This window comes from Branchiibius hedensis (assembly GCF_900108585.1).
Classification (GTDB): Bacteria; Actinomycetota; Actinomycetes; order Actinomycetales; family Dermatophilaceae; genus Branchiibius; species Branchiibius hedensis.
Genome location: NZ_UESZ01000001.1, coordinates 1,184,326 through 1,196,806 on the forward strand (window position 1 = coordinate 1,184,326; position 12,481 = coordinate 1,196,806).

Annotated in this window: 16 protein-coding genes; 10 read left to right on the top strand and 6 right to left on the bottom strand. The window is 67.1% G+C overall.

What is annotated here, in order from left to right; all coding sequences use genetic code 11:
• Window positions 1–3: 3 nt before the first annotated feature.
• Entirely contained in the window at window positions 4–630 is a 627-nt protein-coding gene (locus DR843_RS05830; RefSeq protein WP_109684514.1) for a histidine phosphatase family protein, read from the bottom strand.
• Between the two features lie 17 nt (window positions 631–647).
• Between DR843_RS05830 and DR843_RS05835 the strand changes: the two genes are divergently transcribed.
• The 7 genes from DR843_RS05835 (at window position 648) to DR843_RS05865 (ending at window position 6,234) form a co-directional block, all read left to right on the top strand.
• Window positions 648–1,064, top strand: coding sequence for an OsmC family protein (locus DR843_RS05835; protein ID WP_109684515.1), 417 nt, complete (start codon window positions 648–650; stop codon window positions 1,062–1,064).
• 4 nt (window positions 1,065–1,068) lie between these two features.
• Window positions 1,069–1,602 (top strand): DUF1697 domain-containing protein, encoded by a 534-nt coding sequence (locus tag DR843_RS05840; protein ID WP_109684516.1) that lies wholly within the window; start codon window positions 1,069–1,071, stop codon window positions 1,600–1,602.
• A 5-nt stretch (window positions 1,603–1,607) separates the two neighbouring features.
• Window positions 1,608–2,555, top strand: a complete 948-nt coding sequence (locus DR843_RS05845) for a GNAT family N-acetyltransferase (protein WP_109684517.1) — start codon at window positions 1,608–1,610, stop codon at window positions 2,553–2,555.
• Entirely contained in the window at window positions 2,555–3,175 is a 621-nt protein-coding gene (locus DR843_RS05850) for an L-threonylcarbamoyladenylate synthase (protein WP_109684518.1), read from the top strand. Before DR843_RS05845 ends, DR843_RS05850 begins: the two co-directional genes overlap by 1 nt.
• 5 nt (window positions 3,176–3,180) lie before the next feature.
• Window positions 3,181–3,780: an N-acetyltransferase gene (locus tag DR843_RS05855; RefSeq protein ID WP_146202494.1), complete on the top strand. Its 600-nt coding sequence runs from the start codon at window positions 3,181–3,183 to the stop codon at window positions 3,778–3,780.
• Complete coding sequence (locus DR843_RS05860) at window positions 3,777–4,754, top strand: quinone oxidoreductase family protein (RefSeq protein WP_109684520.1); 978 nt, start codon at window positions 3,777–3,779, stop codon at window positions 4,752–4,754. The genes DR843_RS05855 and DR843_RS05860 overlap by 4 nt, the downstream gene beginning before the upstream one ends.
• A gap of 64 nt (window positions 4,755–4,818) precedes the next feature.
• Window positions 4,819–6,234, top strand: coding sequence for a hypothetical protein (locus DR843_RS05865; protein WP_146202495.1), 1,416 nt, complete (start codon window positions 4,819–4,821; stop codon window positions 6,232–6,234).
• Here the strand turns inward: DR843_RS05865 and DR843_RS05870 are convergent.
• Complete coding sequence (locus DR843_RS05870) at window positions 6,171–7,139, bottom strand: alpha/beta hydrolase (protein WP_170119760.1); 969 nt, start codon at window positions 7,137–7,139, stop codon at window positions 6,171–6,173. The genes DR843_RS05865 and DR843_RS05870 overlap by 64 nt on opposite strands.
• Window positions 7,140–7,149: 10 nt before the next feature.
• On the opposite strand from DR843_RS05870, the gene DR843_RS05875 reads away from it, so the two are divergent.
• Both DR843_RS05875 and DR843_RS05880 read left to right on the top strand, forming a co-directional pair.
• Window positions 7,150–7,734 carry an NUDIX hydrolase gene (locus DR843_RS05875; RefSeq protein ID WP_109684523.1) on the top strand — a complete coding sequence of 195 codons (585 nt, stop codon included), beginning with the start codon at window positions 7,150–7,152 and terminating at the stop codon, window positions 7,732–7,734.
• Between the two features lie 27 nt (window positions 7,735–7,761).
• Window positions 7,762–8,199, top strand: coding sequence for an SRPBCC family protein (locus tag DR843_RS05880; protein ID WP_109684524.1), 438 nt, complete (start codon window positions 7,762–7,764; stop codon window positions 8,197–8,199).
• Here DR843_RS05880 and DR843_RS05885 read toward each other — a convergent pair.
• Both DR843_RS05885 and DR843_RS05890 read right to left on the bottom strand, forming a co-directional pair.
• Window positions 8,180–8,635, bottom strand: coding sequence for a YdeI/OmpD-associated family protein (locus DR843_RS05885; protein ID WP_109684525.1), 456 nt, complete (start codon window positions 8,633–8,635; stop codon window positions 8,180–8,182). The genes DR843_RS05880 and DR843_RS05885 overlap by 20 nt on opposite strands.
• A gap of 7 nt (window positions 8,636–8,642) precedes the next feature.
• Window positions 8,643–9,647, bottom strand: coding sequence for a bile acid:sodium symporter family protein (locus DR843_RS05890; protein WP_109684526.1), 1,005 nt, complete (start codon window positions 9,645–9,647; stop codon window positions 8,643–8,645).
• A 20-nt stretch (window positions 9,648–9,667) separates the two neighbouring features.
• Here DR843_RS05890 and rraA point away from each other — a divergent pair, with 20 nt between their 5' ends.
• Entirely contained in the window at window positions 9,668–10,141 is a 474-nt protein-coding gene (rraA, locus tag DR843_RS05895) for a ribonuclease E activity regulator RraA (RefSeq protein ID WP_109684527.1), read from the top strand.
• Here the strand turns inward: rraA and DR843_RS05900 are convergent.
• Both DR843_RS05900 and DR843_RS05905 read right to left on the bottom strand, forming a co-directional pair.
• The gene (locus DR843_RS05900; protein WP_109684528.1) at window positions 10,138–11,325 is read right to left on the bottom strand and encodes a CapA family protein; all 1,188 of its coding nucleotides are present in this window, start codon (window positions 11,323–11,325) and stop codon (window positions 10,138–10,140) included. The two genes, rraA and DR843_RS05900, sit on opposite strands and share 4 nt — an antisense overlap.
• A 21-nt stretch (window positions 11,326–11,346) precedes the next feature.
• Window positions 11,347–12,477, bottom strand: a complete 1,131-nt coding sequence (locus DR843_RS05905; RefSeq protein ID WP_109684529.1) for a methyltransferase domain-containing protein — start codon at window positions 12,475–12,477, stop codon at window positions 11,347–11,349.
• Between the last annotated feature and the right edge of the window lie 4 nt (window positions 12,478–12,481).

Genomic DNA, 12,481 nt, shown 5'->3' on the forward strand with positions numbered 1-12,481 from the left:
ACCTCAGCTTCGCTCGCGACGGTTCCATACTTCGATGCTCGGGTACTGGTGGTAGTAACCCAGGATCGACAAGGCGCCCGCGTCGAGGCGGAGTTGCCCGGCAAACCGGGGGTTCTTCTGCAGGAAGGTCGCCGCGAAGATGCGCAACGAGTGACCGTGCGCCACCAGGGCCACATTCGACTCCTCCAGCAGCGGTAGGACCCGGTTGACGACGTGGCTCACCCGGGCCGAGACGTCCTCGACGGTCTCGCCGGGGGTGTCCCCGGGCACCACGCCGTTGGTGAAGATCTCCCAGTCCGGATTGCCGATCTTCTCCCGGATCTGATCGGTCGTGAGGCCCTCGTAGCCGCCGTAGTCCCACTCGCGCAGGTCATCATCGATCTCGTAGTTCTTGAGCCCGGCCAGTTCGGCGGTCTGACGGGCGCGCAGCAACGGCGAGACGAACGTATGGCCGATGTCCAGGTGTTTGATCAGTTCGCCGGCCCGCCGAGCGCCCTTCTCGCCCTCCGGCAGCAACGGCAGGTCGGTCACGCCGGTGTGCTGCCCGGTGAGAGACCACTTGGTCTCACCGTGCCGGATCAGGACGATGCAATTGTCCGGGAAGTGCTTGCGGTCGGGATGCTGGGTCACCTCTCTACGCTAGTGGAATGACCAACCACCGCAGCGTGAGCATCACCCGCACCTCCGCCGGCCACTTCACCGCGACCAACGCCCGCGGCGGCACGTTGGAGTTCGGCGACGCCAGCGACGACCTGTTCAGTCCTGTGGAGTTGCTCCTGACCGCCATCGCCGGCTGCAGCGCCATCGACGTGGACATCTTCACGACCCGCCGCGCTGAGCCGACGGGGTTCGACGTGGTCGCCGAAGGCGACAAGTTACGTGACGAACAGGGCAACCACATGGGCCCGATCGACGTCACCTTCACCGTGCGCTTCCCCGAGGGCGAGGCGGGCGACGCGGCGCGCGCGGAGCTGCCGGACGCCGTACGCCGATCGCATGAGCGGCTCTGCACGGTGAGCCGGACCGTGTTGTTGCCGACCGACGTGGTCATGAAGGTCGACTGACCCGTTGAGTGAGTACGTCGTTCTGCTGCGAGCCGTCAACGTCGCCCCTCGTTGGGTCAAGATGGCGCGTCTGCGAGAAGTGCTGCAAGCGGGCGGCTTTGAGGTGGAGACGTACATCCAGAGCGGCAACCTACTGATCGGCACCCGCAAGCGGAGTGCGGCGGCGGTACGCAGGTCGCTGGAACAGGTGATCGAGGGCGAGTTCGGCTTCGAGGTGCCGTGCATCGTGCGGACACCTGCGCAGTTGCGCGAGACGCTGGACTGGGTGGAGGGGTTGGTCAGTCCATTGCCGGAGTCGACCCGGCAGTACGTCACGTTCTTCGCCGACCCGATCGGCCACGAGAAGGTGCAGGAACTGGACGCCTGGGATGTCGACGGTGAACGGCTGCACGCCCGGGCCGGCGAAGTCGCCTGGTGGCTGGCCAAATCCACGCACGAAGCGAAGCTCAGCAACGCCCGACTGGAACGCGGCGGGCACGTCGCGACGACGCGGGATCTGAAAGTCGTTCGCACTCTGGTGGAGCGCTGGGCACGATAGAACCCATGCGCTGGACACCCATCGACGACGTCCCGGCCTGGAGCCGGTTGACCAACGAGTTGGCGGTCGCCGACGGTACCGGTGAGTTCTACGACGAGGCGGACCTCGCCGAGGAACTGACCGAGGCTGGTGTCGATCCACGCAAGGACACCTGGGCCGTGTGGGATGGCGACACGATGGTCGCCTACGGTCAGGTCCGCGTCTATGACCTGAACAACGAGGGAGCAGTGCGCTGCGACCTCGGCGGGGGCGTTCTGCCCAGTCACCGCCGCCGAGGCATCGGCCGAGACCTGTTGCAGCGCATGGAGACTCGCGCTGTTGCCGTCGCACGGACCCGGCATCCGGATACGCCGATCCACCTCGGCGTTCCCGGGCAGACCGAGGGTGCGGATGTGCGGGGCCTGTTGGAGCACTGCGGCTACGAACCGGTGCGCTACTTCACCCAGATGGTGATCGCCGATCTTCCCGATGCCGAGATCGCCGTGCCTGCGGGCGATGTCATCCCGGTCGACGCTTCGGACGCTGACCAGCGCGAAGCCATCCGGTTGGCGCATGCGGACTCCTTCCGGGACCACTGGGGCTCGACCGTGTGGTCGCCGCAGAAGTGGGACGACTTCATGCTCGGTCGTCCGTTCCGGGCCGACCTGTCCCGGATTGCCATCAGCCCGGGCGGCGAGGTGTTGGCGTTCACGCTGGCCTCACGGTACGTCGAGGGTGAGTTCTACATCGGGATCGTCGGCACCCGCCGGGCGGCGCGCGGCCGCGGACTGGCGAAAGCAACCCTGCTCGGATCGCTCCGGGCCGCTCAGGCGGCCGGTTTCGAGCGGGCGGAGCTCGATGTCGACTCGCAGAATCCGACCGGCGCGCTCGGTCTGTACGAAGGGACCGGATTCACGAGGGCCAAGGTCAAGGCGGCCTACGCCAAACGCGTTCCAGCCAATACCGTGGGGTGATGGCCCGCTACTTCGACGTCCACCCGGCCGATCCGCAACCCCGCAGCGTCCGGCAGGTCGTGGACATCCTGCGCGACGGGGGCCTGATCGCCTACCCCACCGATTCCTGTTTCGCACTCGGCGCCATGCTCGGCAACGCCGACGCTAAGGACCGCATCGTGCGGATCCGGCACCTGGACGACAAACATCACTTCACGATCGTCTGCCACGACTTCAGTCAACTCGGCCAGTTGGTGCAGCTGGACAACGCAACCTTCCGGGCGATCAAGGCGGCGACCCCGGGTAGTTACACGTTCATCGTGCCGGCGACCTCGGAGGTGCCGCGCCGGCTGCTGCATCCCAAGAAGCGCACCGTGGGGGTCCGGATCGTCGATCACCCGGTGGCGTGCGCCGTGCTGGAGGAACTCGGTGAGCCCATGCTGTCCAGCACCCTGCTGCTTCCCGGCGAGGAGGAGCCGATGGTCGACGGCTGGGCGATCAAAGAGGAGTTGGATCACCAGGTCGACGCGGTTATCGACTCCGGTGAATGCGGGACCGAGCCGACGACCGTCGTGGACTTCTCCGCGGGGTACCCCGAGGTCGTCCGCGTCGGTGCCGGTGACCCGTCCCGGTTCGAGTGAATCGCTTGAATCTGCTGGATCGCCCGCCGGTCGATGGTGGCTGGACCCGGGTTGCACCCTGGCGACCCGGACTGTTCGCGGTGATTGCGTTGACCGGGCACGCCTTTGTCAGTGCGCCGGATTCGTGGAGCGACGAGGAATTGACGCAGCTGGGGGTCGATGGCTTCGGGGGAGCGCACGACCCGCGCGTGCTGGTAGCCCTGGCGGGCGCGGACGGGTGGATCGACGTACTCGACCAGATCCTGATTGCCGAGCCACTCGCGGAGCCTGGGGAGCTCACCGAGCGCCACGACCTAAACGACCACCCGCGTGTACGTCGTGCGCGTGAGTTGCGCTCGCAGGTGAGGGTTTTCGGCGATCGGACGAGTGTGCTGGTGCTCGGTCGCGGTATTGCCGGCTACCTCGAAGCGGCCTTTGAGGTAGCGCCCGCGCTGCGTGGGCAGGGGGTGGGGCGCAACCTGTTGCTGGAGGCCCGGCGGCTCGCCGATGAGCCGGTGGTGGTCGCAGTGTCTCCGGGGAACGTCGCGAGCACGCACGCCGCGCTGGCCGCCGGATACGCTCCGGTGGGTGCGGTGCAGCTCTACCGGCCTACTGTTTTCTCATGAGCAGAGCACTCGTTGTCACCGAACACGGCGACCGGTCCGTCCTCGCGGTCCGCGACGTGGAGATCCCCGCACCAGCGCCTGACCAGGTGCAGGTCCGCGTTGCTGCTGCCGGCGTGAACTTCATCGACGTCTACAAGCGTCAGGGTGTCTACCCGCAGAACACCCCCTTCACTCTCGGTGAGGAGGGCGCGGGTGTCGTCGAGCAGGTCGGCTCAGCCGTCACTGACGTGGCGGTCGGTGACCGCGTCGCCTGGGGACAGTCTCCCGGCAGCGCCGCTGAACTGGTGAATCTGCCTGCCGCACTGGTGGTTCCGGTGCCCGATGGTCTCGATCTGGATGTTGCAGCGGCTGCGATGTTGCAAGGCATGACCGCGCACTACCTGGTCAACTCGACGTGGCCGGTGAAGGAAGGCGAGATCGCTCTGGTGCATGCCGCCGCTGGTGGTGTCGGTCAGTTGCTCGTCCAGCTGATCACCGCCAAGGGCGCAACGGTCGTGGCAACGGCCGGCACCTCGGACAAGCTGGCGATCGCCCGTGGCCTCGGCGCTGCGCACACGATCGACTACACCGGCCTGTCCGCTGACGATCTGTCGGCTGCCGTGCGATCGGCGGCGGGTCGCGGTGTGGACGTGGCGTACGACGGCGTCGGGAAGGCGACCTTCGATGCGTCGCTGAAGTCTTTGCGACCCCGGGGGATGGGCGTGCTCTTCGGCGGTGCCAGCGGCCAGGTACCGCCGTTCGACCTGCAGCGGCTGAACCAACTGGGCTCACTGTTCGTCACGCGGCCCTCACTGGGTGCCTACCTGCAGACGCGCGAGGAGTTGCTCTGGCGAGCCAGGGACATCCTGGGCGCCCTGGCCGATGGTTCGCTGAAGTTGCAGATCGGTGGCGAGTACCCGCTGACTGACGCGGTGTCGGCGTACGAGGCGTTGGAAGGTCGGGCGACGACGGGCAAGCTGATCCTCACGTTCTGAGGTTGTCCACAGGTCGGGCCGGTGGACTCGGCGCGAGGGCGTCGAACGCTCGTACGGTGCGAGCATGTTCCTCACCGTACGACGTGCCGCCCTCGCTCTCTCGTTGGTCGCCGGCCTGGCGGCGTGCTCCACAACCGCCCCCACCCAGTCCGGCACACCCTCCAGGTCAACACCATCTGGGGCAACACCGTCGCCCGTCGCAGTACCCGCCGGTCAGCGTGCGGTGCACGGGGTTGCCTGGACTCGCAAGGACATCGAGCCGGCCACAGAGTTCACCGTCGTCGGCTCGACCGTCTTCTTCTTGGGCGTGCAACGCAACCAGCTGTATGCGTTCGGTCTCGACCTCGCCAACGGCAAGGACCGGTTCCGGATCGGTGCCTCACCCTCCGGCGCTACACAGGGCGTCGCGGTGGGTTACGGCACGCTCGGCGACACGGTGGCCTTCTACGGTGAGAACGAGGATCTCAAGGGTTCAGCACCCATGTGGCTGGTCAATCTGAAGACCGGCAAGCAGACGAAGACCAACAAGACCCTGTGGCGCGCAACGCCACAGGCGTGCGATCACGACCGGGCCTTCTGCGGCCGGACGGAGGACACCACGTGGCGGGCCGATCTGCGCACCGGCGAGCTCACCAGCTTCACCCTGCCCACCGGACGCACCTTGGGCGATGGGTTGTCCGATCCGCTCCAACGAGATCCGGAAATGCTCACCTACACCAAGGACGGCGTGCAGCAGTGGTCACTGCCGTTGCAGACGATGGCGCCCGGTGCGAGCACCGACCGGGGTTGGTGGACCTGGTCCGACGACCGCAGTCACATGGTCGGTATCGACCTGTTCCCGGGGGAGAAGAAAGGCGGCGCGTGGCAGATCGACCTCGGTAAGATCCGGTCGCTGGGTATCGAACAGGCGTCGGGGCACGTCGCGTGGACCGGCCGCGGCCAGCTGACCGATTGCGGCGCGTCACATCCGGGGGAGCAACCCGCCTTCGTGCGGTGCGCGGTGCGGGGGACCGAGATCATCACCGGTGACGGACCCGCCGCCAAGGTCACGTATCAAGGCCTGGATGTCACCATCCAGGGATTCAACCCGGCCACCGGCACCGCGACGTGGCAGATTCCGCTGGGGAGCGATCCGCACAACCTGGCCGATGACAGCGCCGTTCCGAGCGACGCGCGCGGTTGGTGGATCTATTCGACAGGACACGGCTACGTGGCCGTCGACCCGGTCAGCGGAGCCCACGACACCGCCGTCGGCGACCAGAACTGGTGCGAATACCGCACCACCATCGTCATTCGCCCCGAGATGACGGCGGAGGATATGAAACGCGTCGGGTCGCAGACCGCGCCGTGTGATCGTGCAGGCCGCCGTACCAACCAAGCACCGCGCACCATCAATACGACGATCACTCCCGTCCATCAGGGGCTGGTGCTGACCGGGGACGCGGACTCGGTGTCCGCGCTGCGGGTCTCCCCTCGTTGACCGCGCAGGAAGTCGGCCGTCAGATCGAGCACGTGGCGACCGGCGACGGTGTCGTAACGCAATTCGTACTCGTGCCCAAGTCCCTCGCCGGTTTCCTCATGGATATCCGTGATCGTGCGAACTCCGTTGCGCTGCAAAGTGTCCCGCAACTCGATGACCTGGGACGTCATGGGGTCGGCGTCACCGCCGGTGAGCAGGGTCGGCGGCCAGTTCGGTGTCACCCAACGCACTGCGGACAACTCGTCGAGACGACTGAGGGACCGCCAATCTCGGCGCCCGGTGTAGGCGGGAAGGAAGAGTTTCAGGAAGGGGAAGCCGGTCTGCGCCAGGGTGTCCATGTTCGAGGGCCCGCAGTACAACGCCGCCCCGGTCACCGTGACGTCGGCTGGTGTCGTGCCCATCCGCCCGGCCAACCGCGGGTTGGTCTGCATCCCCACCAGTTGCGCCGCCAGTCCGCTGCCCGCGGAGTCGCCGCCCAGGACGACCCGCTGCGGGTCGACTCCGAGGGCGGCGGCGTTCCCTGCGACGTACCTCAGGAGCGTGTGCCCCTGCAGGACAGCGGTCGGGTACGCCGACTCCGGACTCAGCGCGTAATCCGCCGAGATCACCACCCACCCCGTCGCATCGGCGATACCGGTGGCCAGACAGCACACAGCGCTCTTGTCACCGACCACGAATCCGCCGCCGTGCCACCAGATCAGCACCGGCAGTGGTTCGGGGCGCCGCGCCGGGCGGTAGATGTCGATCGTGAACGGCGGCTCGCCACCAGGGACGGGGCAACCGCGGGTGATGAACAGTCGGGACTGGCTGGCTTCGACGTCGCGCAGGCTGTGCCGGTGTCGAGCGGCCAACGGGCGGATGAGTTGTAGCGCCGGACGCCAGCGCTGATAGGTCGGTGCTGTCACACTTTGCAGTGTGAACGACGCGAGTGAAGAGCCCGTCCGCACCCTCATCCCGGTCCCGGCGCACGAACGCCCGCACCGCACCCGGCGGACTGCCCGCGTCCTGCTGCTGGACGAGCAGAACCGGGTGCTGTTGTTCACCGACACCGACCCTGGGATGCACGACTCGCACTGGTGGATCACTCCCGGCGGCGGGATCGAGGAGGGGGAGTCCGAGCGGGTCGCGGCGATCCGGGAGGTCAGCGAGGAGACTGGGCTGCAGTTGGCCGACGAGCAACTCGCGGGGCCGATCATGGTGCGCCACGTCGTCCACGGCTACACGGATGTGGTCATCGACCAGCACGACACCTTCTTCTTCGCGCGAGTTCCAACCTTCGAGATCTCGACCGCCGGGCACACCGCGGAAGAACGGATCACGATGGTTTCGTGGTCCTGGTGGAGCGAGCTGGAATTGCGGCGCACAGCCGAAATCGTCTGGCCCATAGGCTTACTCGACCTGCTCGAGGAGGTCGCCCGGTACGAGGCGGATGGCGACCGATCGGCGTACCCGATCGATTACGGGTCGGTGGAGGAGTCCACCGTCCCGGGTGTGCTCTAGCCGGACCGGCCGTGTCAGGGTTGGGCCATGGTCACCACCGAGCGCACCTTCCGCGTCAATGTCCCGGTCGAGCGAGCCCGTGCCTACCTGCGCGATTTCGCCAACGCGATCGACTGGGACCCGGGCACGGTGTCCTGCGTCCAGCAGGACGACGGTCCGATCGCGCAGGGCACCAAATGGGACAACGTGTCGGAGGTGTTCGGCCGCAAGACCGATCTGACCTACGAGCTGACCCGCGACGATCCGCAGCGGATCATCTTCAAGGGGACGAACAAGACAGCCACGTCGATCGATGACATCACCCTCACCGAGATCGGCGACGGTGCGCTCGATCTGCGGTACCGCTCGGAGGTCACCTTCAACGGCATCGCGAAGGTGGCCAGTCCGTTCCTGAAGATCGCTTTCGCCAAGATCGCCGCGCAGATGGAGCGCGAGATGCCCGGGATCATCGAGCAGAAGGCGTAACCAACTGCGCGAGGACGGTTTCCACCCGCCGCGCCTTCGTCTCCGGCTTCTTGGCGTCGGCGACCGACCGTGCCAACTCCTTGCGTCGCGACGGTGACAGGGCGTCAAAGGCCGCACGCGCCGTACGATCCTGGTCGAGCGCGGCGTCGAGTTCAGGCGGGATCTCCACGCTGCGGGGTGCCTCGTCGGGGCGGAGGGTCACGTCGACCCGTTGCCCCACCTCGACCTGTAGCTGAGCCCGGGCCGCCTTGCTGAGCCCGACGAGGTTCTCCCCGCCCATCCGCGCCACCCGGCCCGCGAACGATCGATCGCCGATGGTGACCGTCACCGGGAACACCTTCTTGCTGCTCAAGGCGGCGACCTGCTCGTCGGTGAGCACGATGGCTGCCGCGGGGCCCCGCGCGACCAGTTCGGTAGTCAGTTCCAACGACGTCATACCGCGATCATGCCGGGCTCGGCGCGTCGGCAACAGGTTCGCGGGCGTAGCGACCGGCCAACCAGGAGCACATCATCAACTGGATCTGGTGGAAGATCATCAGCGGCAGCACGATCAACCCGACCGTGCCTGCGGAGAACAACACCGCGGCCATCGGCAGACCGCTGGCCAGCGACTTCTTGGTCCCACAGAACTGGATGGCGATCATGTCCGCGCGGCTGAACCCGAGCCGCTGCGCCGACCACCGGGTCAGCCACAACATGAACAGGACCAGGAGCACCGACAGCACCACCAGGACCACGATCTGCCAGACGGCGACCTTGCCCCAGATCCCTTCGCGGACGCCCTCGCTGAACGCCGAGTAGACCACCAGCAGGATGGAGATCCGGTCGACGTACTTCAGCCACGCGGCGTTCTTCTTCACCCAGCCGCCGATCAACGGCCGGGCGAGCATGCCGAGGATGAACGGCAACAGCAACTGGACGACGATGTCGACGACGGCGCTGCCGGTGATCTGGATGTCGCCGTCAACGCCCATCAGCCCTACCGCGACCATCACCACGACCAGCAGCGGGGTGAGAAAGACCCCCAGCAGGTTGGACGCGGAGGCGCTGACGATCGCGCCGGCGACGTTGCCGCGGGCGATCGAGGTGAACGCGATCGAGGACTGCACGGTGGAGGGCACCAGGGTCAGGTAGAGCACGCCGGTGTAGAGCGGAGCCGACAGCAACCACGGCGACAAGGCCCGCATCGCCACCCCGACCAGCGGAAACACCACGAAGGTGAAGGACAGGATCAGCAGGTGCAGTCGCCAGTGCGCCAGGCCGTCGAGGGCTTCGCGCGGGTGCAGCCGAGCGCCGTACAGGAAGAAGAGCAGGCCGATCGCGATGGCGACGATCTTGTCCAGGCTGGGGGCGAAGGCCTCGCTCGCCGGGAAGACCGAGGCGACCACGACGGCCAGCAAAATGGACAGTACGAACCCGTCAATACCGATCTTTTTCAGCCACCCCACGGTCGGCTAGCCTACGCAGCGTGACTTCCGAGGCGACAGCCGACGTATACGACCGGCTGGGCGAGGCGCTGGATTCCAGCTCTCTGCCGTGGCGCACGTACGGCGGCCGTTCGGCGTTCAGCGGACCGGCAACGACCGTGCGGTGCTTCCGGGACAACGCCATCGTGAAGGAGTTGCTCAACACTCCCGGCGATGGCCGGGTGTTGGTCGTCGACGGTGGCGGTTCGATCGAGAGCGCGCTGTGCGGGGATCTGATCGCCAAAGCTGCGGCGGACAACGGCTGGGCCGGGATCGTGATCAACGGTGCGGTTCGCGACACCGAGGTCCTGGCGACGCTGCAGGTCGGAGTCCTCGCCCTGGGCTCCAACCCGCGTAGGTCGGCCAAGGACGGCGCTGGCGAGGTCGACGTACCGGTCACCTTCGGCGGCGCGACGTTCACACCGGGATCGACGGTATGGGCCGACCGCGACGGCGTCCTGGTCGAGCGCGGCTAGCCGACCGGTGTGGCCTGGCAGTTCCCGAGGCTGCTCATCGCCTTCACCACCCGCCCGTACGCCGTCGGGTTCTGCGTCGGCGAGGTCAGGTTGATGATGTGGTGCCCGGCGATGTCCACGTGCGTGGGCTGATAGGTGGCGGTCTGAGACCAACCGTTCGCCGTCTTGGTGAAGGTGACCGTCGGGATCACCCCGTCCGCGTTGGCGTCGGTGAGGATCGAGGCCTGCCCCTGGCCTTGGTTGGACAGGAAGTTACCCATCCCGTAGAAGACGTACTTGCCGTTCAGCGTCGAGCAGGGCTGGATCACGTGCGCGTGCGCGCCATAGATCGCATCGACGTACGGCGAGGCGAGCAAGGCCTTGGCGTACGTCGTCTGCTCGCTGGTGGGGGCCTCCTGGTATTCCTTGCCCCAGTGCATGCTGATCACCACGATGTCTGCGCCGGCGGCCTTGGCCTTCTTAGCTTCGGCGAGGATGCCCGTGACACCTTCTGCCGGCCATGACGCATCCTTCAACCAGGGGGCGCTCGAGGGCACTTCGGGACTCGGGCCGGCCTTGTTGATCACGCTGTAGGCGTAGGCGAACTGGGCGACCTTCACCTTGCCCACCTGATAGATCGCGGGCTCGCCTGCTCCGCTCGCTGTGGGAGTGGCGCCGGCGACCTTCAGCCCGGCCCTCTCCAGGGTGACCGGGGTCTGTTGGACACCGGCCAGTTGCATGTCCCAGGTGTGATTGCTGGCGAAGGAGCAGCCATCGAAGCCGGCCTTCTTCTCGGCCGCCGCGATCTCCTTCGGCGCGTTGTAGACCAGCCCGGTGTGTTCGAGATTCGTGTCGTTGGCCGAGACGGGGGTCTCCTGCTGGCAAATCGTCACGTCGGCCTTGCTCAGCGCGGCCTTGACCGGCGCGAACATCGGGTCGAAGTCGAACCCCGTCTTGCCCTGCTGCTTGGCGAACGCGGCCGCGTTGCGGCGGACCGGACCGTGGATCAGGATGTCGCCCGAAGCGGCGACGGTCACGGTTGTCCCGGTAGCGACATCGGAGCCGGGTGTGCTGGACGATGACCCGGCCGACGAGGCGGCAGGGGCCGATGTGATCGCGGCCGGCGGCTTGCCGGAGTCGTTGGAGCACGCACCCAGCGCGAGGAGACCGCTCAAGCAGGCGGCGGCAGGTAGCAGAGCGCGCATGGGCGAACTGTACCCAGCCAGTTAGCCGGAACGTCGCAGCAACACCAGGACCTCGTGGTGCCTGGTTTGCGGGAACATCGCGAAGGCGCGGGCCGCGACCGGCTGTAGTGACGGCATCGCGCTCAGATCGCGGGCGAGCGAGGCCGCGTTGCAGCTGGAGTACAGGACATGCGGGACGGCGGACTGCTCGATGCGCTCGGCCAGTGCGCCGATCCCGCGTCGGGGCGGGTTGACGATGAGCAGCCCCGTGGCACCCGAGCGCAACTCCTGCTCGGCGTCGGCCGCTTCGAAGACGCAGCGCGTGCCGGGTAGGTCGAGCGCGGCGGCGGCATGCCGGGCGGCGGCGACAGCGGCCGGCGAGATCTCGATCCCGCGCAGCACGGCCGGTTGACTGGCGGCGGCAACGTGCAGACCGAAGCCGCCGACTCCGCAGAACAGATCCCACACCACCTTCGGCCGCAGCGTCGAAACCCATTGCTGGGCTTGGCGATAGAGCATCGTCGCGACGGTGGTGTTGGTCTGGAAGAAGGCTTGCGGGCCGAGATACAGAGTCAGCTCGGGCAACCGCATCGGCAGCTCCGCGTCCTGGCTGAGTACCCGTTCTTCAGGCCCTTCCGTGGCGGCCCGGTGCTCCGGCAGCAGATTGACTGTGACCACCCGGGTCTGCGGGAGGCGGGCGTACAGCTCGGGTAGCGCGCGCTCCAACTTGGCCAGTTGACCGGTCGAGCGCAGCACGAAGCGGACCATCAGTTCGTCGTCGGGGGAGTGGGTCACCAACAGGTGTTTGAGTTCTCCGGTGCGGCTCGGCACGTCGTACGGCGTGAGGCCGGTTTCCGCGATGAAGTCCGCCAGGTGCGGCAGGGCTGCGTGCAATCCCGGCTCGTAGAGGCCGCACTCGCGCAGGTCCACGCCATGACCGGCCGGGTCGAGAATGCCGAGGGTCGGCGCACCACGCCGACCGCCGACAACCAGCTTCGCTTTGTTCCGGAAGTGCGACTCCGGACCGAAGGCCGGCGGCGACCAGGCTCCGACGGGCACGGAGGGGAGTGCCTCGTGGAGGTGACGATCGAGGTCAGCCAGCTGGTCGGCGTACGGGACGCCCATGAGCTCGCAACTGCGGCAGCGATGCTCGTCAAAATAGCCGCAACGCATCGCC

Coding starts and splice junctions, on each gene's coding strand:
- DR843_RS05835 (WP_109684515.1), top strand. CDS start 648: ATGACCAACCACCGCAGCGTGAGCATCACCCGCACCTCCGCCGGCCAC.
- DR843_RS05845 (WP_109684517.1), top strand. CDS start 1,608: ATGCGCTGGACACCCATCGACGACGTCCCGGCCTGGAGCCGGTTGACC.
- DR843_RS05850 (WP_109684518.1), top strand. CDS start 2,555: ATGGCCCGCTACTTCGACGTCCACCCGGCCGATCCGCAACCCCGCAGC.
- DR843_RS05860 (WP_109684520.1), top strand. CDS start 3,777: ATGAGCAGAGCACTCGTTGTCACCGAACACGGCGACCGGTCCGTCCTC.
- DR843_RS05865 (WP_146202495.1), top strand. CDS start 4,819: ATGTTCCTCACCGTACGACGTGCCGCCCTCGCTCTCTCGTTGGTCGCC.
- DR843_RS05880 (WP_109684524.1), top strand. CDS start 7,762: ATGGTCACCACCGAGCGCACCTTCCGCGTCAATGTCCCGGTCGAGCGA.
- DR843_RS05885 (WP_109684525.1), bottom strand. CDS start 8,635: ATGACGTCGTTGGAACTGACTACCGAACTGGTCGCGCGGGGCCCCGCG.
- DR843_RS05900 (WP_109684528.1), bottom strand. CDS start 11,325: ATGCGCGCTCTGCTACCTGCCGCCGCCTGCTTGAGCGGTCTCCTCGCG.
- DR843_RS05905 (WP_109684529.1), bottom strand. CDS start 12,477: ATGCGTTGCGGCTATTTTGACGAGCATCGCTGCCGCAGTTGCGAGCTC.